Below are 26,581 nucleotides of genomic sequence, written 5' to 3'. Positions count from 1 at the left end.
CCCCGAAACTGCACTCACTTTCCGAAACTGCGCGCTCGCGCGTGGGGCGGCCGGGGCGAGCGGCGGTTTCGCGGGGGTCATGGCCGGTGCCGAACGCTGACCCGTAATGTTGATCATCGCGGCATCGCGGCATCGCGGCATCGCGGCATCGCGGCATCGCCTGGCGGCGGGCGGGGGATGACAACGTTTTCGGGGAAGTGGCGCGTTCGGTCGGGGCGAGGTTCGGGCGGGCGGGGGCCGCGTCGGGGCGGAAGCGCGGACACGCGCGACACGCCGGGATTCAGAACCGTTACGGACAGCGCGCATTGCTTGCCATCCGGACACAATGGGCGATGCGTGCGAGTTGGTGTCCGATCATGAGTTCTTGACCGGACCGCCTCCGGCAACCTAGCCTCGCATGAAGAGGTATCACCGACCAGCTCGTGTTAAACCACACAACATAGAACGCGTAACAGTACGACAACAGTTTTGCCTGGTGAACACACTCGGCCGCCGACACCCCAGCGCGGCCGACCACACGAAGTCGCAGCTCCGACGCGCCCTGGCGCCGGCTGAGCAGCGCGACGGGACGAGCCTACCCGCGTACCGAAGCGGAATGTAGTCTCGTCACAACGCGCTGTGCGCAGCGATGATCGTGCGGTGCCGTCACCCCCCACCCTGGTCGGGTGCCTCCGCACCGGCACCACCGTGCCGGCCGGGACCGAGCGTCAGGAGGCGGGCCATGACCGAGCATGACGGGAACGCGCCATGAGCGTCGTGGAGACAGCGTTGCTCGCGGCGATCGTCGTGCTCGCACTGCTGGTCGCAGCGACGCTGGTGCTGGGCGCGCGGCTGATGCGCCGACTGGCCGGGCCCACCGCGCCGACCGGCGCGCCGCTGAGTGTGATCGTGGACGACCCTGAGGCGGTCGCCGAGCGTGAGCGGCAGCGGCAGACCCTGGTCGAGCTGCAGAACTCCGTCGCCGACGCGCAGGCCGCGCTGGAGAACGAGCGCCGTTCGGTCGCGTCGGCCCGAGCCGAGGCCACCGCCGTACGGGCCGAGAACGCCGCGGTGAAGGCTGAGGTGACCACCTCCCGGGCCGAGGCGCAGCGGGTGCTCGACGCCGCCCACGCCGAGGCCGACACCGTGCTGCAGCGCGCGCACCGCCAGGCCGAGGAGGACGCCGAGCAGGTGCGCAGCACCGCCCGCCGGACCGGCGAGCGCGAGATCGCGATGCTCACCTCGACCGCGAAGGAGCAGGCTGCCGAGGCCGAGCGCCGGTTGCAGCGGCTGGACGAGCGCGAGCGGCTGCACGCCGCCGAGGCGGAGCGGCTGGCCGAGCGGGAGCGGCAGAACGTGGAGGAGGCCGAGCGGCTGGCCGAGCGCGACCGGCGCATCGCCGCCGCCGAGACCGAGCTGGCCAAGTGGGACCTGGCCCTGCAGGCCAAGGAGCAGGAGCTGGCCCAGGCGCAGGAGCAGCGCCGCCGCGAGCTGGAGCGGGTCGCCGGGCTGACCGCCGACGCGGCCAAGTCCGAGCTGGTGGAGACGATCGAGAACCAGGCCAAGCGCGAGGCCGCGCTGCTGGTGCGCGACATCGAGGCCGACGCCCGCGCCACCGGTGAGCAGCGGGCCCGGCACATCGTGGTCGACGCGATCCAGCGGGTGGCCAGCGAGCAGACCGCCGAGAGCGTGGTCAGCGTGCTGCACCTGCCCAGTGACGAGATGAAGGGCCGCATCATCGGCCGTGAGGGCCGCAACATCCGTGCCTTCGAGACCGTCACCGGCGTGAACCTGATCATCGACGACACGCCGGAGGCGGTGCTGCTGTCCTGCTTCGACCCGGTGCGGCGCGAGGTCGGACGGCTCACGCTGGAGAAGCTGGTGCTCGACGGGCGCATCCATCCGCACCGCATCGAAGAGGTCTACGACGTGGCCCGGTTCGAGGTGGAACGGATGTGCCAGCGCGCGGCGGAGGACGCGCTGGTCGAGGTGGGAATCACCGACATTCACCCGGAGCTGGTCACGCTGCTGGGACGGCTGCGCTACCGCACGTCGTACGGGCAGAACGTGCTCAAGCATCTGGTGGAGACGGCGCACATCGCCGGGATCATGGCCGCCGAGCTGAAGCTGGACCCCGATCTGATCAAGCGGTCGGCCTTCCTGCACGACATCGGCAAGGCGCTCACCCACGAGGTGGAGGGCTCGCACGCGCTGATCGGCGCGGACGTGGCCCGCCGGTTCGGGGAGAGCGAGGAGGTCGTGCACGCGATCGAGGCGCACCACAACGAGGTGCCGCCGCAGACCATCGAGGCGGTGCTGACCCAGGCGTCGGACGCCTGCTCGGGCGGGCGGCCGGGGGCGCGCCGGGAGTCGCTGGAGGCGTACGTCAAGCGGCTGGAGCGCATCGAGGAGATCGCCGGGGCCAAGTCGGGCGTCGACAAGGTGTTCGCGATGCAGGCCGGTCGGGAGATCCGGGTGATGGTGCGCCCGGAGGAGGTCGACGAGATCGGTGCCGCGGTGCTGGCCCGGGACGTGGCCAAGCAGATCGAGGAGGAGCTGACCTACCCGGGTCAGATCCGGATCACGGTCGTCCGCGAGTCGCGTACCACCGAGATCGCCCGCTGACGAGTTCGGAAGGCGCCGCCCCGCTGGCCGGGACGGCGCCTTCCGCATGTCAGGCGCCGCCACCGCCACCGAGGCCCGACGCGGCCGCGTTCGCCGCACCTAGGCGGGCGGCCGGGGTGGCCACGCCGCGACGGTTGGCGCGGCGCTCCAGCAGGTGGGCGATGAGGGTGAGCGTGGCGTTGATCAGGATGTAGATCGCGGCGAGCACCAGGAACACCGGGATGGGGTTGCTGTAGTTGGCGTAGATCTTGCTGCCTTCCAGCATCAGCTCCGAGTACGCCACGATGTAGCCCAGCGCGGTGTCCTTGAGTACCACCACCAGCTGGCTCACGATCACCGGCAGCATGCTGCGGGCCGCCTGCGGGATCAGGATCAGCCGCATCACCTGGCTCTTGGTCAGCCCGAGGCTGTACGCCGCCTCCGACTGCCCGCCTGGCACGGCGCGGATGCCCGCGCGGAACGCCTCGGCCAGCACGGAACCGTTGTAGAGGGTCAGCCCGATGACGACCGCCCAGAAGGCGGGCACGGCGGTGCCGAAGACGTAGTAACCGCCGTACACCAGGAAGAAGATCATCAGCAGCAGTGGGACGGCGCGGAAGAACTCCACGACCATGCCCGCGGGCACCCGCACCCAGCGGTGCTCCGACAACCGCGCGACGCTGAAGACCAGGCCGAACGCCAGGGCCAGCACCATCGCGGTGGCGGCGGCGCTGAGCGTGCCGATCAGGCCGGGCACGATGTAGTCGGCCCACACGTTGACCGGGGGGCCGCCGGCGGTGGGCATCTCCTGGAAGAACGGCTGCCACTTCTTCCAGTCCCACTGGCCCTTGGCGTCGAAGGCCCGGTAGACCCAGTAGGCCCCCGCCAGCAGCAGCGCGGCGACGACGACGCTGAGCACCCGGTTGCGCAGGCGGGCCCGCGGGCCGGGGTGGTCGTAGAGGACGCTCGCGCTCATCGGATCTCCAGAGTCTCGAGGCGGGTCACCGGCGCACCACCGGGCGGTTCGGGGCGGCGGGTCACCGGCGCACCACCAGGCGGTTGGCCAGGGCGCTGAAGCCGTACCCGATGGGGACCAGCAGCACCACGAAGGCGAGTGCGAAAACCGCGAAGATCTCCACGGCGGCGTCGCCGTTGTCGTTGATCAGCTGCTTCATCTGCGACGACGCCTCGAGCACGCCGATCACCCCGGCGATGGTGGCGTTCTTGGTCAGCGCGATGAGGATGCTGCCCAGCGGCGCCACCACCGAGCGCACCGCCTGCGGCAGGATGATCAGACGCAGGTTCTGCGAGAACGTCAGGCCCAGCGCCCGTGCCGCCTCGGCCTGCCCGATCGGCACCGTGTTGATGCCCGAGCGGATCGCCTCGCACACGAACGCCGCCGTGTACGCCGAGAGCCCGACCACCGCCAGCCAGTAGTTGTTCACGTTGATGTCGTCGGAGAACTTCACGCCCATGGCGCTGTACAGCCCGAAGAAGCAGAACGTGATGATCAGCGTCAGCGGGGTGTTGCGGAACAGGTGCACCCAGCCCGCGCCGAGCGCCCGCAGCACCGGCACCGGGGAGACCCGGCACGCGGCCAGCAGCAGCCCGAGCGCCAGCGACAGCAGTGCCGACGCGGCGGTCAGCTTCAGGATCATCGCGAAGCCGTCCAGGAAGGCCTGCCGGTTCAGCGGATCGGAGAAGACGTCCATCCCGTTCCCTCTAGGTTGCCCGTTGCCTCGGTCCCGGTGGGGCGGGCAGCCGGACTCCCCGCCCCACCGGCAGTGGTCACGCGGGACAGTTGGTGAGCTTGGTCGTGTCCAGCGTCGGGGCCGGGGTGCCGCTCTTGCCGAGCGTGGCGTTCCACGCGGCCGCGTACGAGCCGTCGGCAACCGCGGCCTTCAGGATCTCGTTGATCTTGTTGCAGCCGGCCTTGTCCTCCAGCTTCACGCCGATGCCGTACGGCTCCGACGAGAACGGCTTGCCGAGCAGCTTGAGCTTGCCCGCGTACTCGGGCTGCGAGGCGTAACCGGCCAGGATGATGTCGTCGGTGGTGACCGCGTCGACAGTCCCGTCGTTGAGCGCCGTGATGCACTTGGAGTAGTTGTCGAACAGCTGCAGCTGAGCCTTCGGGTGCTGCTCCTGGATCCGCTTGGCCGGGGTCGAGCCGGACACCGAGCAGACCTTCTTGCCGTCGAGCCCCTCGGGCCCGGTGATGGTCGAGTCGGCCTTCACCAGCAGATCCTGCCCGGCGGTGTAGTACGGCCCGGCGAAGTTGACCTTCTTCTTGCGGTCGTCGTTGATGGTGTACGTCGCCACGACGACGTCGACCGTGCCCTGCTGCAGGAACGGCTCGCGGTTCGAGGACACGGTGGTGACGTAGGTGTTCTTGGCCGGATCACCGCCGAGGCCCTTTGCGATGATCTTCGCGATCTCGATGTCGAAGCCCTCGTAGTTGGTGCCGACCTGCAGGCCGAGACCCGGCTGGTCGGCCTTGACGCCGAACTTCAGCTGGCCTGCGGCCGCCTTCGAGGTCAGCGGGGTGCCGCCGGCCGGCGTCTCGGGCTCGTCACTGCCGCAGGCGGTCGTGCCGAGCGCGAGCATCGCGACCGCGGCGATCGCCGCCATACGCGTGAAACGCATTGATTCGTCCCTCCTCCTTCAACACCCTCGTCACGGTGGGCGACGCCGGGCGTTTCCTGCCGCCGCCGGTCCGGCGACGGAGTCTCATCCAGGTCGTCGAGCGGTGCCCTCAGTGCTGCAGGACCTTCGACAGGAACTCGCGGGCCCGCTCGCTGCGCGGATTGGCGAAGAACTCCGCGGGGGCGGCCTGCTCGACCAGCTGGCCGTCGGCCATGAACGCCACCCGGTGCGCGGCGTGGCGGGCGAAGCCCATCTCGTGCGTGACGACGATCATGGTCATGCCGTCGCGGGCCAGGGAGGTCATCACGTCGAGCACCTCGCCGACCATCTCCGGGTCCAGGGCGCTGGTCGGCTCGTCGAACAGCATCGCCTTGGGCTGCATGGCCAGGGCGCGGGCGATCGCGGCACGCTGTTGCTGGCCGCCGGACAGCTGCACCGGCAGCTTGCCCGCCTGGTCGGCGATGCCGACCCGGTCGAGTAGTTGCAGCGCGCGGTCGCGGGCGGCGGTGCGTGACTCGCCGCGGACCTTCACCGGACCCAGCATCACGTTGTCGAGCACGCTCATGTGCGCGAACAGGTTGAACGACTGGAACACCATGCCCACCTCGCTGCGCAGCCGGGCCAGCGCGCGGCCCTCGGCCGGCAGCTCGCGGCCGTCGAAGCGGATGGTGCCGGAGTTGATCGTCTCCAGGCGGTTGATGGTGCGGCACAGGGTGGACTTGCCCGAACCGGAGGGGCCGATCACCACGACGACTTCGCCCCGCTCGACCGTGAGGTTCACGTCGCGCAGCACGTGCAGTTCTCCGAACCACTTGTTCACGGAGTCCAGCACGATCAGCGGTTCGTCGGACATGCCACCGTCCTTTCGGTGTCGGTACATCGTCTGACTAGTGAGACTAGAGGGACGGAAGTGAAAGTGGAGACCCACTTGGGTCACATCCGGGTAACTTCCCTCGATTCCGTCGATGTACGCCCGACCGGATACCCTTTTCGGTTGAGATGACTACCCTGCCTGACACCCAGCTTCCCGCCGCCGAAGGTCAGCCCGACGGCGAGGTCCAGCCCGTGCGCACCTACGAGGTGCGCACGTACGGCTGCCAGATGAACGTGCACGACTCCGAGCGCATCTCGGGGCTGCTCGACGGCGCCGGCTACGTGCGGCTCGACCCGGCCGCCGAGCCGGGCCGGGTGCCGGACGTGGTCGTCTTCAACACCTGCGCGGTACGCGAGAACGCCGACAACCGCCTCTACGGCAACCTCGGCCACCTGCGCCCGGTCAAGGACAAGAACCCCGGCATGCAGATCGCGGTCGGCGGCTGCCTGGCGCAGAAGGACCAGGGCGACATCGTCAAGAAGGCGCCCTGGGTCGACGTGGTGTTCGGCACCCACAACATCGGCTCGCTGCCGGTGCTGCTGGAGCGGGCCCGCCACAACGAGTCCGCCCAGGTGGAGCTGCTGGAGTCGCTGGAGGTCTTCCCGTCGACGCTGCCGACCCGGCGCGAGTCGACGTACTCCGGGTGGGTGTCGATCTCGGTGGGGTGCAACAACACCTGCACCTTCTGCATCGTGCCCAGCCTGCGCGGCAAGGAGAAGGACCGTCGCCCCGGCGAGATCCTGGCCGAGGTCGAGGCGCTGGTCGCCGAGGGCGTGCTCGAGGTGACCCTGCTCGGCCAGAACGTCAACACGTACGGCGTGGAGTTCGGCGACCGGCTGGCCTTCGGCAAGCTGCTGCGCGCCTGCGGGCAGTTGCAGGACAGGGGCCTGGAGCGGGTGCGCTTCACCAGCCCGCACCCGGCCGCGTTCACCGACGACGTGATCGAGGCGATGGCCGAAACGGCCAACGTCTGCCACCAACTGCACATGCCGCTGCAGTCCGGCTCGGACGCGGTGCTGCGGGCGATGAAGCGGTCATACCGGTCCGACCGGTACCTGTCGATCATCGAGAACGTGCGCGCGGCGATGCCCGACGCGGCGATCACCACCGACATCATCGTCGGCTTCCCCGGCGAGACCGACGCCGACTTCGAGGAGACGCTGCGCGTGGTGCGCGAGTCGCGCTTCTCCTCGGCGTTCACGTTCCAGTACTCCAAGCGGCCCGGCACGCCCGCGGCGACCATGGACGGCCAGGTGCCCAAGCAGGTGGTGCAGGAGCGCTACGAGCGCCTGGTCGCCACCCTGGAGGACATCACCTGGGCGGAGAACAAGAAGCAGGTCGGGCGCGAGCTGGAAGTGCTCGTCGCGGTCGGTGAGGGGCGAAAGGACGAGGCCACCGGGCGTATGTCCGGACGCGCCCGCGACGGCCGACTGGTCCACTTCGCGGTCACGCCCGAGCAGGCGGCCGCCGTCCGGCCGGGCGACGTGGTGCACACCGAGGTCAGTTATGCCGCGCCGCATCACCTCAACGCCGACGGGCCGCTGCTGTCGCACCGCCGGACCAGGGCCGGTGACGCGTACGAGGCGGGCCGCGCGGTCCGTACCGCCGGGGTGATGCTCGGCCTGCCCACCATCGGCAAGCCGCCCACCCAGCCCACCCCCACCACCGGCAGCGCCTGCTCCACCTGCTGACCGCCCCCCGAAGCCCGGCGCCGCCCTCCGGCGCGCGCGTTTCAAGGTCATCCAGGTTGCCGGGCAATCGTGCGTATCTTGAACCGTCTTTCCCACGATTGCCCGGCAACTTGCGCGATCTTGGTCCGCCCGGCGGTTGTTCGGCGCCCGTCCGGCGGGTTGTTCGGCGCCCGCTCGGGCGGGTTGTTCGGCGCCCGTCCGGCGGGTTGTTCGGCGCCCGCTCGGGCGGGCGGGGGCACCGCCCGTGGCCGGAGTGGGGTTGGAACACGCGGGGGTGAGCTGCGGGGATGGCGGACAAACGGACATAGCGTGTGCATCCGGGTATTGTGGCGAAATCAAGTAATCTGGCTTGGTTTCTCCTCAATCTCCCCGGGAGACCACAATGCGAACAGGTGTCTGGCTGGTCGGTGGGCGGGGGTCGGTCGCCGTAACCAGCATCGTCGGGGCTGCCGGGCTGCGAGCCGGTCTGGCCGAGCCGACCGGATGCGTCACCGAACTCCCACAACTGCGCAGCCCCGCCCTGCCCGCCCTGTCCGAGCTGGTCTTCGGTGGTCACGACCTGGTGTCGACGCCGCTGGTCAAGCGGGCTGACGAACTGGCCGAGGCCGGGGTGCTGCCCGCGCGCCTGGTCGCGGCGCTGCGACCTGATCTGGTCGCGATCGAGCCCGAGCTGCGCCCGGCGCCGCGCGGCGACACTCAGGCCGCGACCGCAGCACAGGCCGCCGCCGATCTGACCGACTTCCGCGAGCGCCACGCACTGGACCGCGTCGTCGTGGTGAACGTGTCGGCCACCGAGCCGCACGCGGCCCCACATCCAGCCCACGCCGACGCTGACGCGCTGGTGGCGGCGTTGGACGGCGATGACGAGGTGCTGCCGCCCAGCTCGCTTTACGCGTACGCGGCGTTCGCCGCCGGGTGCTCGTACGTGGACTTCACGCCGTCGACCGGGGCGCGGCTGCCCGCGCTGCACGAGCTGGCGCTGCGGGCGGGGGTGCCGTACGCGGGGCATGACGGCAAGACCGGGGAGACCCTGGTCAAGTCGGTGCTCGCGCCGATGTTCGCCCAGCGCAACCTGCAGGTGCGGTCCTGGTCGGGGACGAACCTGCTCGGCGGCGGGGACGGCGCCAACCTGGCCCGGCCCGACGCCAACGCGGCCAAGGCCGCCAGCAAGCAGCGGGTGCTCGCCGAGACGCTGGGCTACCAGCCCGAGGGCCACACCCGCATCGAGTACGTCGCCGACCTCGGCGACTTCAAGGCCGCCTGGGACCTCGTCACCTTCCGCGGCTTCCTGGGCACGCCGATGCGGCTGGAGTTCACCTGGCACGGCTGCGACTCGGCCCTGGCCGCGCCGCTGGTGCTGGACCTGGCCCGGATCGCGGCCGGCGCGCACGCCGCCGGTCGGCGCGGTCCGCTGCCGGAGCTGGCCTTCTTCTTCAAGGACCCGATCGGCTCGGTCTGTCACGACCTCAGCGGCCAGTTCGAGGCGCTGCGAGCGCTGATCGCGGGGCTGGCGTGAGCCGGTCGGGTGTTGGCGCGCGCCGGTCGGGGCTGGCTCGGCTGGGGGACCTGGCCGAGCTGGTGCGGGCCCCGGCCGCGTTGTCGGTGCCGGGTGACGTGCTGGTCGGTGCGGCCACGGCGGGCACGCTGGGGCGGCGTACCCCCGGCCTGGCGGCCGCGTCGGTGTGCCTGTACCTGGCGGGCATGGCCGCCAACGACTGGGCCGACCGGGAACTCGACGCGGTCGAGCGGCCGCAGCGGCCCATCCCGAGCGGTCGGGTCAGCCCGAACACGGCGTTGGGCCTGGCCGCCGGGCTGACCGCGGCGGGCCTCGGCCTGGCCGCGTGGGCGGGCGGCAGGCGCGCCCTGGCCGTGGCGGCGCCCCTGGCCGGGGCGGTCTGGGCCTACGACCTGGTCGCCAAGAACGGACCCGCCGGGCCGGCCGCGATGGCCGCCTGCCGGGGACTGGACGTGCTCCTCGGCGCCACCGGCGGCTCAGTCCGCCGGGCCCTGCCCGCGGCCGCGACGGTCGCCGCGCACACCTACACGGTGACCGCGCTGTCGCGGCGGGAGATGGACGGCGCCGACCGCCGGCTGCCGGTGGCGACGTTGGCCGGGACGCTGGCCGTCGCCGCCACCGCAGCCGGCGCGCAGCGCCGCCAGGACCGAGGACGGACGGGGTGGCGCGGGCTGCTGCCGGTCGCCCTGGCCGGGCTCTACCTGAACCACTACGGCCGCCCGCAGGTACGGGCCGCCCGGCAGCCCGACGCGCCGCAGGTGCGGGCCGCTGTCGGGTCCGGCATCACCGGACTACCGACGCTGCAGGCCGCGCTCACCGCCCGGCACGGCGCGAGCCTCCCCGCGCTCGTGCTGACCGCCGCCGCGCCGCTGGCCCGGCGCCTGGCCCGGAGGATCTCGCCCACATGAACTTACGTTTCGACGGTATGCGCTTTGGATATGGCACCAACGGCTTCAGCAACCACCGGCTCACCGACGCCCTCGACGTCATCGCCGGGCTCGGCTATGTCGGGGTGGCGCTGACGCTGGACCACCACCACCTCGACCCGTACGCCCCGGGCCTGGCCCGGCGCGTCGCCGGGACCGCCGCCCGGCTGTCCGCGCTGGGGCTGTCGGTGGTGGTCGAGACCGGCGCCCGCTACCTGCTCGACCCGCACCGCAAGCACGCCCCGACGCTGCTGGACGACGACCGCGAGTTGCGGCTGGACTTCCTGCGTCGGGCCGTGGCGATCGCCGCCGACCTGGGCGCCGAGGCGGTGTCGTGCTGGTCGGGCGTGCTGCCCGGTCACGTGTCCCGGCGGCAGGGCTGGGACCGGCTGCTCGACGGCTGCGAGCAGGTCGTCAAGGCCGCGCAGGCGGCCGGGGTGCCGCTGGGCTTCGAACCGGAGCCGGGCATGCTCGTGGCCGACCTGGCGGGCTGGCACGCGCTGCACCGGGCGCTGGGCACCCCCGACGGCTTCGGGTTGACGCTGGACCTCGGGCACTGCCGGGCCAACGAGGCCGTAGGCGTGGCCGAGTGCGTCCGGCAGGCCGCGCCGCACCTGGTCAACGTGCAGATCGAGGACATGCGGCGCGGGGTGCACGAGCACCTGGAGTTCGGCGCAGGGGAGATCGACTTTCCGCCGGTGCTGCGGGCGCTGACCGACTCGGGCTACCGCGGGCTGGTCGGCGTCGAGCTGCCCCGGCACTCGCACGCCGCGCCCGAGGTGGCGGCGCGTTCGCTGACCTTCCTGCGGGCCGCGTCCGGGCAGCCGGTCGGCCCGCCCAGCCAGCGCCGCCCCGGCCGGGAACCGCGCCCGTCCGGGCTGGACGAGCTGCGGGCCGCGCTGCTGCACCCCGCGCCCGGGACCCGGTCGGAGGGTCCGACCTGGCTGCGCGGGGCGCTGGCCAGGGTCGCCGCCGAGCCCGCCCGCATCGGCGGCTTCTTCGCGGCGGCCGGGCGCCGGTGTGGGCGGGAGTCGCTGGCCACCGCGCCCGGGTGGAGCGCCGACGAGGCGGCCCGCGCGCTGCTGCTGTCGGCGCTGCCCGCCGACGAGGTCGCCGGGCAGGCCCGGGAGCTGTACCGGCACGGCGACGCCGCCGAGCGCCGGGCGGTGCTGCGGGCGCTGCCGCTGCTGCCGGTGGGGCCGGACGCCGTGGACCTGCTGCACGACGCGATCCGCACCAACGACACGCGGCTGGTGGCGGCGGCGCTCGGGCCGTACGCCCGGCACCTGGACGCGGCCGCCTGGCGGCAGGCGGTGCTCAAGTGCGTGTTCATGGGCATCGCCCTGTCCGCCGTGGACGGGCTGGACCGCCGCGCTGACCGCGAACTCGCCGCGATGCTGGCGGGGCTGTCGGCCGAGCGGCACGCCGCCGGGCGGACCCTGCCCGACGACGCGGCGCGGCTGCTGGAACGCCTGGAGAAGGGGAACTGATGCGCATCTTCGACCCGCACGTGCACATGACCTCGCGCACCACCGACGACTACGCGGCGATGGCCGCCGCCGGGGTGCGGGCCGTGGTGGAGCCCGCGTTCTGGCTGGGCCAGCCACGCACCAACGCGGGCTCGTTCACCGACTACTTCGACGCGCTGATCGGCTGGGAGCCGTTCCGGGCCGGGCAGTTCGGCATCCGGCACTACGCCACGATCGCGCTGAACCCGAAGGAGGCCAACGACCCGCGCTGCCGCGAGGTGCTGGACCTGGTGCCGCGCTACCTGGACAAGGACGGCGTGGTCGCGGTCGGCGAGATCGGGTACGACGCGATGACCCCCGCCGAGGACGAGGTGTTCGCCGCGCAGCTCGCGCTGGCGCTGGAGTTCGGCCTGCCCGCGCTGGTGCACACCCCGCACCGGGACAAGGTCACCGGCACCCGGCGCAGCCTGGCCGTGGTCGCCGAGTCCGGCCTGGACCCCGCCGCCGTGGTCATCGATCACCTGAACGAGGTCACCGTCGGGCTGGTCCGCGACACGGGCTGCTGGCTGGGCTTCTCCATCTACCCGGACACGAAGATGTCACCGGAGCGGATGGTGGCGATCCTGCGCGAGTGCGGCACCGAGCGGATGCTGGTCAACTCGGCCGCCGACTGGGGCCGGTCGGATCCGCTGCTGACGCTGCGGACCGGTGAGGCGATGCTCGCGGCCGGGTTCGACGAGGACGACGTGGACCGGGTGCTGTGGCGCAACCCGGTCGAGTTCTACGGGCAGTCCAAGCGGCTGGACCTCGACGGGGTCAGTGGCGAGGCGACGTACGCGGGCAACTCGATCCTGCGCGGGGGTGCCTGATGCGGCTGGCCCATCGCGACGGGCAGACGGTGCACCTGAGCTACTGCACCAACGTGCACCCGGCCGAGGACCTCGACGGGATCGTGGCGCAGCTCGACACGTACGGGCTGGCGGTGCGCAAGAAGCTGGACGTGGACGTGCTCGGGCTGGGGCTGTGGCTGGCCGCGCCGGTCGCCGCCGCGCTGGCCCACGAGCCGGTGCTGCGCCGCAGGCTGCGCCACGAGCTGGACGCGCGCGGGCTGGAGGTGGTGACGCTCAACGGGTTCCCGTACCAGGCGTTCCACGCCGACGTGGTCAAACACGAGGTCTACCACCCGGACTGGACCACCCGGGAGCGGCTGCGCTACACGCTGGACCTGGCCCGGGTGCTGGCCGATCTGCTGCCCGACGACGCGGTGCGCGGGTCGATCTCCACGCTGCCGGTGGCGTGGCGCGAGCCGTGGGGCCCGGAGCGGGCCGGGGCGGTCGACCGGGCACTGGCGGAGCTGGCCGACGGCCTGGCCGAGATCGCCGGGCGGACCGGCCGGACCGTGCAGGTCGGGTTCGAGCCCGAACCCGGCTGCGTGGTCGAGAACACCCACCAGGCGGCCCGGCTGTGGTCGGGCATGGACGGCGACTGGCTCGGCGTCTGCCTCGACCTGGCCCACCTGGCCTGCGCCTGGGAGGAGCCCGCGGCGGCGCTGGCCCGGCTGGCCCGCGCCGGGCTGCCGGTGGTCAAGGTGCAGGTGTCGGCGGCGCTGGCGGCCGAGGACCCGGTCGCGGCCGCGTCCGTGCTGCGGGGGTACGCCGAACCGAAGTTCCTGCACCAGACCCGGGGCGCCGGGGGCGAGGCCGCCGACGACCTGGACCAGGCCCTGGACCTGCTGCACGCGCCCGCGCACGTGGCGGCACGTCGCCCGTCCCAGGGGGCCGCCCGGCCCGTCCAGGTGCCCGGTCAGGGCTGGCGGGTGCACTTCCACGTGCCGCTGCACGTCGAACCCGCGCCCCCGCTCGCCTCGACCCTGCCCGTGCTCCGGACCGCCCTGCGCGAGCTGTACGGCGGCCCGATCATGGCCTGCGACCACGTCGACGTCGAGACCTACACGTGGAGCGTGCTGCCGCCCGGCCAGCGCCCGGACACCCCGGAGCAGCTGGCCGCGGGCATCGCCGCCGAGCTGGCTTTCGCCCGCGACGAACTGCGCGGACTGGGGCTGGTCGACACCGTCCCCGGTGAACCCGCCCCGGCCCGCTTCGTCACCGGGGGCGCGCCATGGGCCCGGTGACGCCGGGCCAGGTGCCGCCGGGCCCGGTGACCCCGCTGGTCGTGCTGAACGTCGTCGGGCTGACCCCGCGCCTGCTGCCGCACATGCCTCGGCTGAACGCGCTGGCCCAGGCCGGATTCGCGGCCCGGCTGGGCACGGTGCTGCCCGCGGTCACCTGCTCGGTGCAGGCGACGCTGCTCACCGGCGCGCCGCCGGCGGTGCACGGCATCGTCGGCAACGGGTGGTACTTCCGCGACCTGGGCGAGGTGCTGCTGTGGCGGCAGCACCACGCGCTGGTCGGCGGCGAGAAGGTCTGGGACGCCGCGCGCCGGGTGCACCCCGGCTACTCGGTCGCCAACGTGTGCTGGTGGTACGCGATGGGCGCCGACGTGGACTGGACCGTGACGCCACGGCCGGTCTACCGCGCCGACGGTCGCAAGGAGCCGGACTGCTACACCGACCCGCCCGCGCTGCACGACGAACTCACCGCCGAGCTGGGCACCTTCCCGCTGTTCCAGTTCTGGGGGCCGGGGGCGGGCATCGCCTCGTCGCGGTGGATCGGCGCGGCCGCGCGGCGGATCATGTCGGCGTACGCCCCGGACCTGACCCTGGTCTACCTGCCGCACCTCGACTACGACCTGCAGCGGCACGGCCCCGACGACCCGCGCGCCGCGGCCGCCGCGGCCGAACTGGACACGGTCGTCGGCCCGCTGCTGGACGCGGCCGCCGCCCGGGGCGCGACCGTGCTGGCCCTGTCCGAGTACGGCATCACCCCGGCCCGCCGCCCCGTCGACATCAACCGCGCGCTGCGCGCCGAGGGCCTGCTGCGGGTGCACACCCAGGCGGGCATGGAGTACCTCGACCCGTGGACCTCGCGCGCCTTCGCCGTCGCCGACCACCAACTCGCCCACGTGTACGTCCGCGACCCCGCCGACCTCCCGCTGGTGCGCAAGGTCTGCGCCGACCTGGCCGGGGTCGAGCAGGTGCTCGACGCCCAGGGCAAGCGCGAGCACGGGCTGGACCACCCGCGCGCCGGGGAACTCGTGCTCGTCGCCGAGCCCGACGCGTGGTTCACGTACTACTACTGGCTCGACGACGCCCGCGCCCCCGACTTCGCCCGGCTGGTGGAGATCCACCGAAAGCCCGGCTACGACCCCGCCGAGCTGCTGTTCGACCCGGCCGGGCCGGGCGCGGCCAAGCGGCGCGCGGCGCTGGCGCTGCTGCGCAAGAAGCTGGGCCTGCGCTACCTGATGCAGGTGGTGGGCCTGGACGCCGGGGCGGCGGCGGTACGCGGCTCGCACGGCCGGCTGCCCGCCGACCCCGCCGACGGACCCCTGCTGATCTGCTCGGACGCCACCGCGGCCCGCGACGGCTTCGCCGCCACGGAGGTCAAGGACCTGATGCTGCGACTGTCCGGTCTGGCTGTTCCAGTACAAGAAAAGTAGCAGCGATCGCGGTTTCGCGGTATCGGTCACCCGACCGGCTGCGCGGCTCAGCGCAGCACCGCTACGGTCGCCCGATGCCTACGAACGAGATCACCGCGGCCGCCGCGGGCACCTGGCTCCTCGGCGACCGGACCGTCCACCGGATGGGCTTCGGCTCGATGCGCCTGACCGCCAACCCCGACCGCGACCGCGCCATCTCCGTCCTGCGGCGGGCGGTCGAGCTCGGTGTGAACCACATCGACACGGCGGCGTTCTACTTCTCGCCCGGCGGCATCATCGACGGCCCGCCCGGTCCGGTGCGCTACGCGACCGAACTGATCCGCGACGCCCTCGCGCCCTACCCAGCCGATCTGTTCCTCGCCACCAAGGTCGGGCCGGGGCTGGACGAACACGGCGAGTGGAGCGAGGCGACGACCTACGCCCAGTTGCGGGCGCAGGTGGAGGAGAACCTGCGGCGGCTCGGCCGCGACGAGCTCGACCTGGTCAACCTGCGGATCGTGAAACGCCCCGGGCGGGACTCGATCGCCGAGCGGTTCGGGGCGCTGGCCCGGATGCGCGAGGAGGGCCTGATCCGCAACCTCGGCCTGTCCAACGTCCGGCTGGACCATCTCGACGAGGCCCAGGAGATCGCGCCCGTCGCCTGCGTGCAGAACGGGTACGCGCTGGACTTCAACCGCACCGACGACGAGTTGCTGCGCGAGTGCGGGCGGCGCGGGGTGGCGTACACCCCCTTCTTCGCCGTGGCGGGCAGCGGCCGCGAGTCGGGCGCCTCGGCCGACCACGACGCCGCCCTGTCCGACCTCGCCCGCGCCCACGACGCGACCCCGCACCAGATCCGCCTGGCCTGGACCCTGCACCAGGGCCCGCACGTACTGGCCATCCCCGGCACCGGCGACCCCGCCCACCTGACCGCCAACATCGCCGCCGGCGCCATCCACCTCCCACCCCCCACCCTCGCCACCCTCGGGTAAGGAAGGGCCCCTTCTTATCGCTTTCCGAGGTAGAAGGGCCCCTTCGTAACGGTCGTCCGGTGCGCCCCCGGCCCGCGTGCGCGGGCGGTGCGCGCAGTTCCGGGAAGGTGGGTGCAGTTTCGGGGAAACTGCACGAAACCGGGCCAAGATTCGTGCAGTTTCCCCGAAACTGCAGCTAGGCCGGGCCGGGCTGGGCTAGGCGCGGCGGGGCGTGTGCGCCGCGGTGGGGCGGGGCGGGGCAGGGGGTGGAAATACTCGTCGGCTCGGACGAGGCATGTCCGAGCCGACGAGCCTGGCGCGCGGACCGGTGGTCACCGGTGGATCGATGCGGCGCCAGGAGAGGGTTACCCGCCGCCGCGGATCTCAATCGCGGTGCGCGGCGGCGGGCTGGCGGCGGCTGGGGTTGCGTCAGCGCCGCCGGTTGCGGGTCACGCGCAGGTGACGCCGTTGAGCTTGACGTTGCTCGGCGCGGGGCTGGACGGCCCGGTGGCCGTGTACCCGATCGCCACGCTGGCACCCGGCGCCAGCGACGTGCTCCAGCTCGGCGCGGCCGCCGTGATGGTGGTGCCGCTCTGGGTCACCGTGGCGTTCCAGCCGTTGGTGAGCGCCACCCCGCTGGGCACGGTCCAGGTGACCGTCCACGGGTTGACCGCGCTGGTGCTGGTGTTGGTCACCTTCACCTCGGCCTGGTAGCCGCCCTGCCACGAGTTCGTGATGGTCACGACCTTGGTGCAGGTGCCGTTGCCGCCGGGTGACGGGGAGGCCGACGGGGACGGCGAGGCCGACCGCGACGGGGAGACCGACGGCGAGGGCGAGGTCGACCGCGACGGCGACGGACTGGCCGACGACGGCTGCGGCGACGGGTTGCCCGACGGCGGGTTCAGGTACGGCTGCAGGATGTTGTACTTCGTCTGGTTGATCGAGTACCAGTCGTCGAGTGCGATACCCCCGGTGTCACCCGAGTTGGGGTTCCACGACCAGTACGTGAACGACAGCCCGTTGTCGCCGATGTAGGCCATCAGCTTGGTCAGCCACTGCACGTCGAGCGGGTTGGCCAGGGTGCTGCCGAACTCGCCGATCATGATCGGGGCCACGTTCTGCTTTGCGATCTTGCCCCAGAAGGCGTCCCAGACGGCCGGCAGGTTGTTCGGGAAGTTGGGGTCGTTGAACCAGGACTGCCGGTCGTACACCGAGATGCCGTACTCGTGCGGCGAGTAGACCAGGCGGTTGGCCACGTTCAGCCGGACCGGCTTGTCGATCGCGGCGGACAGGTTGCCACCCCACCAGTCGCAGGCCATCGGGTCGTCGGGGATGTTGTCCCAGACGTTGGCGACGCCACCGGACAGGCAGCTCACACCCTCGACGAAGATCAGCCAGTTCGAGTTGGTCTGCAGGATCGCGTTGCCGATGCGCTCGGCCGCCAGGCGCCAGTCACGGGCCTGCACGTCGCAGCCCCAGCAGGCGCCGGTCGCGGCCGGGTCGGTGCCCTCGGCGTGCGGCTCGTTGAACAGGTCGGCGCCGATCACCGTCGGGTTGCCCGCGTACCGCGCCGCCAGCATCTGCCAGTCGGCGATCATGCTGGCCTCGGAGACGCTCGCGGTGTACCACAGCGGGGTCTGCCCGGCCGCGGTCGGCCGGTGCCGGTCGAGGATGACGCGCATCCCCTTGGTCCCGGCGTACGCGATCACCTTGTCCAGGATCTGCAGCGGCGACAGCCCGATCAGGTCCGGGTTGGTGTAGTCGTTGATGCCGGTGGCGGCCGCACCGGCCTTGAGCGCGTCACCGGAGTACGGCACGCGCAGGGTGTTGAAGCCCAGCGAGGCCATCTTGTCGAGCTGCCCCTTCCAGGTGGCCGGGGCGTTGGCCCACAGCCCGTGGAAGGTCTTGTTGTCGGTCTCCATGCCGAACCAGTTGATGCCGGTCAGGCGGACGGTCTTACCGGCGCTGTCGACGATGTTGCGACCGTTGGTGTGCAGGTAGCCGGTGCCGGTGTCGGCGCTGGCCGGGCCCGCGGTGAGGGTGACCGCCACGAGGGCGGTGGCCGCTGTGGCGAGCGCGGCCGAGACGGCGGCCACGAGGGCAGCCGGACGAGACTTGAAACGCATTTCGGGTGTGCTCCATCCATAACGGACTTCTGCTTGATCGGGAAATGCGTGCCTGCCCTGGCTCCGGTTACATCGTGCACCGTCCATGCCGAGCACAGCAAGAGGGGCGAGCGCCGCAGCGCCCGCCCCTCTCGGTTGATCAGGTGAAACTCAGCTGGCCTTCTCGGCCAGGGCAAGAAAGTTTCGCTTGCCCGCCAGCGCCTGCTCGGCCTCCTTGATGCGCTTGGCGTCGCCGGCCGCCTGGGCCCGCTCCAGCCGCGCCTCGGCTTCGGCCACCTGCTCACGCATCTGCGCCAGCAGCGGGTTGGCCGACGGCTCGGTACGCCGCCACGCCGCGTCCATCGCGTCGCGGACCTTGTCCTCGACCGCGCGCAGGCGCCGGTCCAGCCCGGCGACGGACTCGCGGGGGACCCGGCCGGTGTCGTGCCACTGGCCCAGGATCTCGCGCAGCGCGTTCTGCGCGGCCTTCGGGTCGGCGTCCACGTCGATCGCCTCGGCCTGCGACAGCAGCTCCTGGCGGCGCACCAGCGCGGCCTTCTGCTCGTTGTCGCGGGCGGAGAAGACCTCGCTGCGGCGGGAGAAGAAGGCGTCCTGCGCGGCCCGGAAACGGTCCCACAGCTTCTGCTCGGCCTCCTTGGAGGCGCGCGGCGCGGTCTTCCAGTCCGCCATCAGCTCCTTGAGCCGGGCCGCGGTGGCCGCCCAGTCGGTCGACTCGGCCAGCGACTCGGCCTCGGCCACCAGGTCGTCCTTGACGGTCTGGGCCTGCTTGCGGGCCGCGTCCAGGGTGGCGAAGTGGCCGCCCCGGCGACGCGTGAAGCTGTCACGGGCGACGGAGAAGCGCTTCCACAGGTCGCCGTCGGTCTTCTTGTCGACCCCGCGAATGGTCTTCCACTCGTCGAGGATCTCCTTGAACCGGTCGCCGGTCGCCTTCCAGCTGGTCGACTCGGCGGCCAGCTTCTCGGCCTCCTCGACCAGGGTGGTCTTACGGGCCACAGCCTCGGCGCGGGCGGCGTCGCGGGCGGCCTTGGCAGCACCCGCCTTCTCGTCGGCCAGCGCGGACAACCGGTCCAACCGGGCCGCCAGGCCGTCGATGTCGCCGACCACGTGCGCCTCGTCCAGGCTCGCCCGCAGGCGCTTGACCGTGCTCACGCTCTGCGCGGCGTCGGCCGCGCCCGAGTTGAGCCGGGTCTCGATCAGGTCGACCTCGGTGACGAGATCCTCGTACCGTCGGACGAAGTGCGCCAAACCCTCCTCGGGCGTGCCGGCCTGCCATGATCCGACGGCGCGCTCGCCCGCGGCCGACTTCACCCAGACCGTGCCGTCGGCGTCCACCCGGCCATACGATGCCCAGTCGCTCATGATGCCCATCCTCGTTCTTCCCGACCGAACCCCGTCACGTCCGTGCCGAGGTCGCCGCCATAGCGCAGTCAAACCCGTGATCCCGTGGGAGAGTACGCCGCTCCCAGAAGCATTGTCACAGGTCCCGCTGGGCACGCGTCGCGCGCCCAGGACAAGGTGACCTTACGGGGTCCGCGCCCACACCGCATCTGGTGTACCCCGGCTGGCAGAGCACGATCCGGTTACGGTTGTCGGCGTGAGTTCCGTCCCCTCCGACACCGGCCAGGCGCCCGCCCCCGACCCCGTCGCGCCCGAGGTGGTCGCCGTCGTCGGCCCGACCGCCGCCGGCAAGTCCGCGCTTTCCATCGCGCTGGCGCACGCGCTGCGCGGTGAGGTGGTCAACTGCGACTCCATGCAGGTCTACCGGGGTATGGACATCGGCACCGCCAAACTCACCGAGGACGAGCGCGAGGGCGTGCCGCACCACCTGCTCGACCTCTGGCCGGTCACCGCGCCCGCGAGCGTGGCGGAGTTCCAGCGGCTGGCCCGCGCCGCGATCGACGACATCCGCTGCCGCGGCAAGGTGCCGCTGCTCGTCGGGGGATCGGGGCTGTACCAGCGGGCGGTGTTGGAGGACTTCGACTTCCCGGGTACGGACCCGGCCGTGCGGGCCCGGCTGGAGGCCGAGTTGGAGGCGGGCGGTCCGGCGCCGCTGCACGCCCGGCTGGCCCAGGCCGACCCGGTCGCCGCCGCGAAGATCCTGCCCAGCAACGGTCGGCGGATCGTCCGCGCGCTGGAGGTGATCGAGATCACCGGGCAGCCGTTCACCGCCTCGCTGCCCGAACCGGTGCCGGTGTACCGGTGCCTGCAACTCGCCGTCGACCGCGCGGACCTGGACGTACGGGTCGAGCAGCGGGTGGACCGGATGTGGGCGGCCGGGTTCGTCGACGAGGTGCGCGGGCTGCTGCCGCACGGGCTGGACGGCAGCCTCACCGCATCGCGCGCGCTGGGCTACCAGCAGGTCCTGGCCTTCCTGCGGGGCGAGTGCGAGGAGAATGAGGCACACCGGGACACGGTCACCGGCACCCGCCGGTTCGTTCGGCGGCAGCGCTCCTGGCTGCGCCGCGACCCCTCGGTACGCTGGCTCGACGGCGCCGCGCCCGACCTCGTCGAGCAGGCGATAAAGATCATCGACAGCGCTGGCGGAGTGGCATGAGGTTCACCAAGGGGCACGGCACCGGCAACGACTTCGTGATCATCGAGGATCTCGACGGCACGGCGGAGCTGACCCCGGCCCAGGTCGCGGCCCTGTGCGACCGCCGCTTCGGCATCGGCGGCGACGGCGTGCTGCGGGTGCAGCGCTCGACCGACCCGGCCGCCGAGTTCTTCATGGACTACTGGAACTCCGACGGCTCGCTGTCCGAGATGTGCGGCAACGGGGTCCGCGTGTTCGCCCGCTACCTGCACACCCGCGGCCTGGCCGGCGACGTCATCCCGGTCTCCACCCGGGGCGGCCTGCGCACCGCGTACGTCGAGGGCGACTGGATCCGGGTCGACATGGCCGCGCCCACCATCCTGGGCGAGTCCACCGCGATCGTCGACGGGGTCGAACACCGCGGCCTCGGCGTCTCGATGGGCAACCCGCACCTGGTCTGCGACGTCGACGCCGACACGCTGGCCACCGTCGATCTGAGCCGCGCCCCGAAGACGGACGCGGGGATGTTCCCGGCCTCGGTCAACGTCGAGTTCTCGCTGAAACTCGCCGACGACCACCGCCGCATGCGGGTGTACGAGCGCGGCTCCGGCGAGACCATGTCCTGTGGCACCGGCGCCACCGCGGTCGGCGTCGCGGCGCTGTACACCTCCGGCCGCTCCACTGGCACCGTCACCGTCGACGTCCCCGGCGGCCGCCTCGCGGTCACCCTGGACGCCCACACCAGCTGGCTGGCAGGGCCCGCCGTCCTCACCTACACCGGCGACATCCCCCTCTGACCCCCTGACCCGCTGACCCGCCAACCCCGCTGCCCGCCCCGGCCCCCTCCACTCCGTCGATCATGAACTTATGGCACGGGTGGGCGGTGTGTCGCCGGCACGGCTTCCTGGTCAACTTCGGTGCCTCGTCGGGCGGTCGATCAGGAAGCCGTGCACATGACACACCGTCGAACCGTGCCATAAGTTCATGATCAACTGGGCTTAGGCGGTGGGGGTGGGGTCGGTGTCGAGGATGGGGGCGGTGGCGGCCTGCTGGGCTACGGCGCGGACGGCGGCCGCGACCGCCGGGGCGACGCGGGAGTCGAAGACGCTGGGAACGATGACGCTCGGGTTGAGCTTCTCCTCGCCCACGACGTCGGCGATGGCCATCGCGGCGGCCAGGGCCATCTCGGCGGTGAACTCGCGGGCCTGGGCGTCCAGCATGCCGCGGAAGACGCCGGGAAAGGCCAGCACGTTGTTGATCTGGTTGGGCTGGTCGGAGCGGCCGGTGGCGACCACGGCGGCGTACTTGCGCGCCTCGCGCGGGTCGACCTCCGGGTCGGGGTTGGCCAGGGCGAACACGATGGAGTTCGGGGCCATCCGGGCGATGTCGTCCCCGGTGAGCAGGTTCGGCGCGCTGACGCCGATGAACACGTCCGCGCCCGCGATCGCGCCGGGCAGGTCGCCGGAGTAGTTGTCCCGGTTGGTGTGCTCGACCAGCCACTGCCAGTCGGGGCCGAGGCCGGCCATGTCGCGGTGCAGGGCGCCGCGGCGGTCGTACGCGATGACGTCGCCGACGCCCTGGCGCAGCAGCAGCTTCATGATCGCCGTACCGGCGGCGCCTGCGCCGGAGACCACGACCTTGACGTCCTCCAGCTTCTTGCCGACCACGCGCAGCGCGTTGGTGAGCGCGGCGAGCACGCAGATCGCGGTGCCGTGCTGGTCGTCGTGGAAGACCGGGATGTCCAGCATCTCGCGCAGCCGGGCCTCGATCTCGAAGCAGCGCGGGGCGGCGATGTCCTCCAGGTTGATGCCGCCGTACACCGGGGCGATGGCCTTGACGATCTTGATGATCTCCTCGGTGTCCTGGGTGTCCAGGCACACCGGCCAGGCGTCCACGCCGCCGAAGCGCTTGAACAGGGCGGCCTTGCCCTCCATCACCGGCAGCGCCGCGGCCGGGCCGAGGTTGCCCAGGCCCAGCACGGCCGAGCCGTCGGTGACCACGGCGACGGTGTTGCGCTTGATGGTCAGGCGACGGGCGTCGTCGGGGTTGTCGGCGATGGCCTGGCAGACCCGGGCCACACCCGGGGTGTACGCCCGGGAAAGCTCGTCCCGAGTGCGCAGGGCCACCTTCGAGGTGACCTCGATCTTGCCGCCGAGGTGGAGCAGGAAGGTGCGGTCGGAGACCTTGCGCACCTCGACCCCGTCCATCGCCTCCAGGGCCTTGACGACCTGGTCGGCGTGGGCGCTGTCGGCGGTGTCGCAGGTGACGTCGGCGACCACCCGCACGTGGTCGGAGTCGACGACGTCGACGGCGGTGACGATCGCTCCGGCCTCGCCTACCGCCGTGGTGAGTCGTCCGACCGCCGAGGAGTCGGCGATGACCGCCACTCGTACGGTGATGGAGTATCCGGCGCTGGGCAGGCGGGTTGTGGGCACGATGTCGCCTTTCGGGTCGATGGTCGGCCTAGATTTTCCCACTCGTTGGAACGAAGGGTTTTACGACCCCACGACTGGCGGGTAACACCCGGCATCGAATGCAGGTGCGCTTGGGCTCACAGCGTGCCAACCTTGAAGCCGTACACCTGAACGATGGAGGAGCAGATTTGCCTACATTTCCCGACACGCTGGTGGCCGACGGGACCACCGGTGACCTGGAGCTTGCCGAGCGTCACTCGCTGCGCCGGGTAGCCGGACTCTCGACCGAGCTCACCGACGTCACCGAGGTCGAATACCGGCAGCTGCGGCTGGAGCGGGTGGTGCTGGTAGGCGTCTGGACCTCCGGCACCGTCACCGACGCCGAGAACTCGCTCACCGAGCTCGCGGCCCTGGCCGAGACGGCCGGGTCGCAGGTGCTGGAGGGCCTGATCCAGCGGCGCAGCCAGCCCGACGCGGCCACGTTCATCGGTCGCGGCAAGGTCGACGAGCTGAAGGCGGCGGTCGAGTCCACCGGCGCCGACACCGTGATCTGCGACGGCGAGCTGTCGCCCAGCCAGCTGCGCAACCTGGAGGAGAAGATCAAGATCAAGGTGGTCGACCGGACCGCCCTGATCCTGGACATCTTCGCCCAGCACGCCAAGAGCAAGGAGGGCAAGGCCCAGGTCGAGCTCGCCCAGCTGCAGTACCTGGTACCCAGGCTGCGCGGTTGGGGTGAGGCGCTGTCCCGGCAGACCGGTGGTTCCGGTCGCGGTGGCGGCGCGGGCGGCGGCGTGGGTCTGCGCGGTCCCGGTGAGACGAAGCTGGAGACCGACCGCAGGCGCATCCGCACCCGGATCGCCAAGCTCAAGCGCGAGATCACCGCGATGGGCACCATCCGCGACACCAAGCGGCAGGGCCGCAAGGCCGCCGAGGTGCCGTCGGTGGCGATCGCGGGCTACACCAACGCGGGCAAGTCCAGCCTGCTCAACCGGCTCACCGGAGCCGGGGTGCTGGTCGAGGACGCGCTGTTCGCGACCCTGGACACGGCGACGCGGCGCACCACGGCCCGCGACGGGCGGCAGTACACGCTGTCGGACACCGTCGGGTTCGTGCGCCACCTGCCGCACCAGCTCGTCGAGGCGTTCCGCTCGACGCTGGAGGAGGTCGCCGACGCCGACCTGGTCGTGCACGTGGTCGACGGGGCCCACCCGGACCCGGCCGAGCAGGTGCGGGCGGTGCGCGAGGTGCTGGCCGAGGTCGGTGCCGACCGGCTGCCCGAGCTGCTGGTGGTCAACAAGGCCGACGCCGCGTCGGCGGAGACGCTGCTGCGGCTCAAGCGCGAGTGGCCGGACGCGGTGTTCGTCTCGGCGCGCACCGGCGCGGGCATCGATGAGCTGCGCGAGGTGATCGAGTCGAAGCTGCCGGTCCCGGCGGTCGAGGTGGTCGCCTGTGTGCCGTACGACCGTGGCGATCTGGTGGCGAAAGTCCACCGAAGGGGTGAGGTGCTCGCGTCGGGTCACACCGCCGCGGGTACGCAGCTCAAGGTACGAGTGGATCGTGAGTTGGCGGCTGAGCTGGAGCGATACTCAATCACCGAAAGTGACTGGGTCTCAGACGCATCGTGACGAATTAATCGCGTTACACGGTAGTGCGTCCGGTCGTGGCAAACTGTCCGGATGCGGTTAACGGGATTCCTGGTCAAGGCATGCGCGGCCACATTCGGCGTCGCGCTCGGAGCCGGGCTGGTCAGTGCCCCTGCAGGGGCGGCACCCAACCCGTCCCCGAGTGCGGCGTCGACGGCGGTCCCGGGCACGAAGGTGTGCACGATCAACGACACCCGCCTGACCGAGCTGTCCGGCATCGTCGCCGTCGGCAACTTTTACTACGTGATCAACGACGGCTCCGACATCGCCGGCCGTACGCGCATCTTCAAGTTGAACAAGCAGTGCGGGATCGTGGGCAGTGCCATCAACTACGCGGGCAACGGCGCGGCCGATCCCGAGGACATGGCGATCGCGCCCGACGGCAAGACCATCTGGATCGCCGACACCGGCGACAACAACGACAGCTACAAGCAGACCCGGACGACGGTCGCGCTGTGGAAGATGGTCAACGACAAGGTCACGGGGCCCTACCGCTTGCGGTACCCGGACAAGAAGTACGACGCCGAGGCGCTGCTGATCGACAAAGACGGCAACCCGATCATCATCACGAAGAACTGGGACTTCACCGCCGCTGGGACGACCCACGTCTTCACGACCGCCGCTCCGCTCGGCGCCGCTGGTGCCACGGTGGATCTGAAGGAGGTCGGCACCGTCAAGCTGCCGGTCACCCAGACCGAGGTGATCGGCGGGTCGGTGGCCCGCCGCATGGTCACCGGCGCCGCGGCCTCGCCCGACCGCAGCAAGGTGGTGCTGCGCACCTACGGCGACGCGATGGAGTACGACGTCACCAACGGCGACATCATCAGCGCCCTGACCAAGGGCAAGCCCCGGGTCACCCCCGTCCCCGACGACCCGCGCCGCGGTGAGGCGATCACCTACACCACCGACGGCACCAAGTTCCTGACCGTCTCCGAGACCGAGCACCTCAAGAGCACGGACGCGGCCCGCAAAGCGGTGATCTGGAGCTACACCCCCAGCGTCGAGCACTTCGTCGAGGCGACCCCGCAGGCAGGCCCGAAGAAGGCCGACAAGGCCTGGTACATGAAGCTCTTCGGCAGCGTCGACGACCTCTACCTCGCCCTCGGCGGCGTCGGCGTGGTCGGCGTGCTGCTGGTGCTGCTGGGCGTGTTCGGCATCGTGAAGTCGCGCAAGCGTCGGGCCCGCAAGGGCGGCGACGAACCGCTGGACGACATGGCGCCGGCCGACAACTCCGCCACCGCGATGCTCGCCCCGGTCGGCGGCTACCAGGCGTCCGGCTACTACGCCGACGGCTACGGCCAGCAGCAGGGCTACGGCCAGCAGCAGGGCGGGTACGACCAGTACGGCGGCCAGCAGTACGGCGGCCAGGGCGGCTACGACCAGTACGGTGGCGGCCAGCAGGTGTACGCCGGGCAGGGCTACGGCCAGCAGGGCGGCGGCTACGGCGCGGACCCGTACGCGGGCCAGCAGTACGGACAGCAGCAGCAGGGCTACGGCGGCGACTCGGGCTACGACCCGTACGCGGGTCAGCAGCCGGACGGCTATGGCCAGCAGCAGGGCTACGGCCCGCAGCAGAACGGCCAGTACGGCAACCAGGGCTACGGCCAGGAGTACGGCGACCAGGGCTACCAGCAGTACCGCTGACCCACGACGTGACA

Annotated in this window: 20 protein-coding genes; 13 read left to right on the top strand and 7 right to left on the bottom strand. The window is 71.7% G+C overall.

Annotated features, from left to right (window positions below):
• Window positions 1-747: 747 nt before the first annotated feature.
• On the top strand, window positions 748-2,604 hold the full coding sequence (gene rny, locus KUA19_RS00200) for a ribonuclease Y (protein ID WP_217393620.1): 1,857 nt from the start codon (window positions 748-750) through the stop codon (window positions 2,602-2,604).
• A gap of 49 nt (window positions 2,605-2,653) precedes the next feature.
• On the opposite strand, the gene KUA19_RS00195 is transcribed toward rny, so the two are convergent.
• The 4 genes from KUA19_RS00195 to KUA19_RS00180 form a co-directional block, all read right to left on the bottom strand.
• Complete coding sequence (locus KUA19_RS00195; protein WP_217393618.1) at window positions 2,654-3,559, bottom strand: amino acid ABC transporter permease; 906 nt, start codon at window positions 3,557-3,559, stop codon at window positions 2,654-2,656.
• Between the two features lie 61 nt (window positions 3,560-3,620).
• Complete coding sequence (locus KUA19_RS00190; RefSeq protein WP_217393616.1) at window positions 3,621-4,295, bottom strand: amino acid ABC transporter permease; 675 nt, start codon at window positions 4,293-4,295, stop codon at window positions 3,621-3,623.
• Window positions 4,296-4,371: 76 nt separating this feature from the next.
• Window positions 4,372-5,226, bottom strand: coding sequence for a glutamate ABC transporter substrate-binding protein (locus KUA19_RS00185; RefSeq protein WP_217393614.1), 855 nt, complete (start codon window positions 5,224-5,226; stop codon window positions 4,372-4,374).
• 109 nt (window positions 5,227-5,335) lie between these two features.
• Window positions 5,336-6,079 carry an amino acid ABC transporter ATP-binding protein gene (locus KUA19_RS00180; RefSeq protein WP_217393612.1) on the bottom strand — a complete coding sequence of 248 codons (744 nt, stop codon included), beginning with the start codon at window positions 6,077-6,079 and terminating at the stop codon, window positions 5,336-5,338.
• 146 nt (window positions 6,080-6,225) lie between these two features.
• On the opposite strand from KUA19_RS00180, the gene miaB reads away from it, so the two are divergent.
• The 8 genes from miaB (at window position 6,226) to KUA19_RS00135 (ending at window position 16,228) form a co-directional block, all read left to right on the top strand.
• A complete protein-coding gene (gene miaB / locus KUA19_RS00175) occupies window positions 6,226-7,791 on the top strand; it encodes a tRNA (N6-isopentenyl adenosine(37)-C2)-methylthiotransferase MiaB (protein ID WP_217393610.1) in 1,566 nt (521 codons plus the stop codon).
• Between the two features lie 382 nt (window positions 7,792-8,173).
• Entirely contained in the window at window positions 8,174-9,307 is a 1,134-nt protein-coding gene (locus tag KUA19_RS00170; protein WP_217393608.1) for an inositol-3-phosphate synthase, read from the top strand.
• A complete protein-coding gene (locus tag KUA19_RS00165; protein ID WP_308167247.1) occupies window positions 9,304-10,215 on the top strand; it encodes an SCO3242 family prenyltransferase in 912 nt (303 codons plus the stop codon). The genes KUA19_RS00170 and KUA19_RS00165 overlap by 4 nt, the downstream gene beginning before the upstream one ends.
• A gap of 17 nt (window positions 10,216-10,232) precedes the next feature.
• Window positions 10,233-11,723, top strand: coding sequence for an EboA domain-containing protein (locus KUA19_RS44380; protein ID WP_308167246.1), 1,491 nt, complete (start codon window positions 10,233-10,235; stop codon window positions 11,721-11,723).
• Entirely contained in the window at window positions 11,723-12,571 is an 849-nt protein-coding gene (locus tag KUA19_RS00150) for a TatD family hydrolase (protein WP_217393606.1), read from the top strand. Before KUA19_RS44380 ends, KUA19_RS00150 begins: the two co-directional genes overlap by 1 nt.
• Window positions 12,571-13,833 carry a metabolite traffic protein EboE gene (gene eboE, locus KUA19_RS00145; RefSeq protein WP_217393604.1) on the top strand — a complete coding sequence of 421 codons (1,263 nt, stop codon included), beginning with the start codon at window positions 12,571-12,573 and terminating at the stop codon, window positions 13,831-13,833. The genes KUA19_RS00150 and eboE overlap by 1 nt, the downstream gene beginning before the upstream one ends.
• Window positions 13,821-15,257, top strand: a complete 1,437-nt coding sequence (locus KUA19_RS00140; protein WP_217393602.1) for an alkaline phosphatase family protein — start codon at window positions 13,821-13,823, stop codon at window positions 15,255-15,257. Before eboE ends, KUA19_RS00140 begins: the two co-directional genes overlap by 13 nt.
• Before the next feature lie 74 nt (window positions 15,258-15,331).
• Complete coding sequence (locus KUA19_RS00135) at window positions 15,332-16,228, top strand: aldo/keto reductase (protein ID WP_217393600.1); 897 nt, start codon at window positions 15,332-15,334, stop codon at window positions 16,226-16,228.
• Between the two features lie 428 nt (window positions 16,229-16,656).
• Here the strand turns inward: KUA19_RS00135 and KUA19_RS00130 are convergent, their stop codons facing one another.
• Together KUA19_RS00130 and KUA19_RS00125 are read right to left on the bottom strand one after the other, a co-directional pair.
• Window positions 16,657-18,333, bottom strand: coding sequence for a cellulase family glycosylhydrolase (locus tag KUA19_RS00130; protein ID WP_217393598.1), 1,677 nt, complete (start codon window positions 18,331-18,333; stop codon window positions 16,657-16,659).
• Between the two features lie 150 nt (window positions 18,334-18,483).
• Window positions 18,484-19,692, bottom strand: coding sequence for a DUF349 domain-containing protein (locus tag KUA19_RS00125; protein WP_217393596.1), 1,209 nt, complete (start codon window positions 19,690-19,692; stop codon window positions 18,484-18,486).
• 235 nt (window positions 19,693-19,927) lie between these two features.
• Between KUA19_RS00125 and miaA the strand changes: the two genes are divergently transcribed.
• Together miaA and dapF are read left to right on the top strand one after the other, a co-directional pair.
• A complete protein-coding gene (gene miaA, locus KUA19_RS00120; protein ID WP_217393595.1) occupies window positions 19,928-20,887 on the top strand; it encodes a tRNA (adenosine(37)-N6)-dimethylallyltransferase MiaA in 960 nt (319 codons plus the stop codon).
• A complete protein-coding gene (dapF, locus tag KUA19_RS00115; protein ID WP_217393593.1) occupies window positions 20,884-21,663 on the top strand; it encodes a diaminopimelate epimerase in 780 nt (259 codons plus the stop codon). Before miaA ends, dapF begins: the two co-directional genes overlap by 4 nt.
• Before the next feature lie 201 nt (window positions 21,664-21,864).
• Here dapF and KUA19_RS00110 read toward each other — a convergent pair whose 3' ends face one another.
• Window positions 21,865-23,301, bottom strand: coding sequence for an NAD-dependent malic enzyme (locus tag KUA19_RS00110; RefSeq protein ID WP_217393591.1), 1,437 nt, complete (start codon window positions 23,299-23,301; stop codon window positions 21,865-21,867).
• A gap of 167 nt (window positions 23,302-23,468) precedes the next feature.
• Here KUA19_RS00110 and hflX point away from each other — a divergent pair, with 167 nt between their 5' ends.
• Together hflX and KUA19_RS00100 are read left to right on the top strand one after the other, a co-directional pair.
• The gene (hflX, locus tag KUA19_RS00105; RefSeq protein ID WP_254548376.1) at window positions 23,469-24,905 is read left to right on the top strand and encodes a GTPase HflX; all 1,437 of its coding nucleotides are present in this window, start codon (window positions 23,469-23,471) and stop codon (window positions 24,903-24,905) included.
• A 51-nt stretch (window positions 24,906-24,956) separates the two neighbouring features.
• Window positions 24,957-26,567: a hypothetical protein gene (locus tag KUA19_RS00100; RefSeq protein WP_217393587.1), complete on the top strand. Its 1,611-nt coding sequence runs from the start codon at window positions 24,957-24,959 to the stop codon at window positions 26,565-26,567.
• The last annotated feature ends 14 nt before the right edge of the window (window positions 26,568-26,581 follow it).

The sequence above is a fragment of the Catellatospora tritici genome (assembly GCF_019083965.1).
In the GTDB taxonomy this organism is placed as follows: Bacteria; Actinomycetota; Actinomycetes; order Mycobacteriales; family Micromonosporaceae; genus Catellatospora; species Catellatospora tritici.
Note: the sequence above shows the minus strand (reverse complement) of the source record. Positions and strands in the feature narration are given on the sequence as shown.

Excerpts from the sequence above, each read along its gene's own strand:
- KUA19_RS00100 (WP_217393587.1), top strand. The coding sequence starts at position 24,957 with ATGCGGTTAACGGGATTCCTGGTCAAGGCATGCGCGGCCACATTCGGC.
- rny (WP_217393620.1), top strand. The coding sequence starts at position 748 with ATGAGCGTCGTGGAGACAGCGTTGCTCGCGGCGATCGTCGTGCTCGCA.
- KUA19_RS00195 (WP_217393618.1), bottom strand. The coding sequence starts at position 3,559 with ATGAGCGCGAGCGTCCTCTACGACCACCCCGGCCCGCGGGCCCGCCTG.
- KUA19_RS00170 (WP_217393608.1), top strand. The coding sequence starts at position 8,174 with ATGCGAACAGGTGTCTGGCTGGTCGGTGGGCGGGGGTCGGTCGCCGTA.
- KUA19_RS00135 (WP_217393600.1), top strand. The coding sequence starts at position 15,332 with ATGCCTACGAACGAGATCACCGCGGCCGCCGCGGGCACCTGGCTCCTC.
- KUA19_RS00180 (WP_217393612.1), bottom strand. The coding sequence starts at position 6,079 with ATGTCCGACGAACCGCTGATCGTGCTGGACTCCGTGAACAAGTGGTTC.
- KUA19_RS00150 (WP_217393606.1), top strand. The coding sequence starts at position 11,723 with ATGCGCATCTTCGACCCGCACGTGCACATGACCTCGCGCACCACCGAC.
- KUA19_RS00190 (WP_217393616.1), bottom strand. The coding sequence starts at position 4,295 with ATGGACGTCTTCTCCGATCCGCTGAACCGGCAGGCCTTCCTGGACGGC.
- KUA19_RS00140 (WP_217393602.1), top strand. The coding sequence starts at position 13,821 with ATGGGCCCGGTGACGCCGGGCCAGGTGCCGCCGGGCCCGGTGACCCCG.
- KUA19_RS00130 (WP_217393598.1), bottom strand. The coding sequence starts at position 18,333 with ATGCGTTTCAAGTCTCGTCCGGCTGCCCTCGTGGCCGCCGTCTCGGCC.
- dapF (WP_217393593.1), top strand. The coding sequence starts at position 20,884 with ATGAGGTTCACCAAGGGGCACGGCACCGGCAACGACTTCGTGATCATC.
- KUA19_RS00125 (WP_217393596.1), bottom strand. The coding sequence starts at position 19,692 with ATGAGCGACTGGGCATCGTATGGCCGGGTGGACGCCGACGGCACGGTC.
- eboE (WP_217393604.1), top strand. The coding sequence starts at position 12,571 with ATGCGGCTGGCCCATCGCGACGGGCAGACGGTGCACCTGAGCTACTGC.
- KUA19_RS00185 (WP_217393614.1), bottom strand. The coding sequence starts at position 5,226 with ATGCGTTTCACGCGTATGGCGGCGATCGCCGCGGTCGCGATGCTCGCG.
- miaB (WP_217393610.1), top strand. The coding sequence starts at position 6,226 with ATGACTACCCTGCCTGACACCCAGCTTCCCGCCGCCGAAGGTCAGCCC.
- KUA19_RS44380 (WP_308167246.1), top strand. The coding sequence starts at position 10,233 with ATGCGCTTTGGATATGGCACCAACGGCTTCAGCAACCACCGGCTCACC.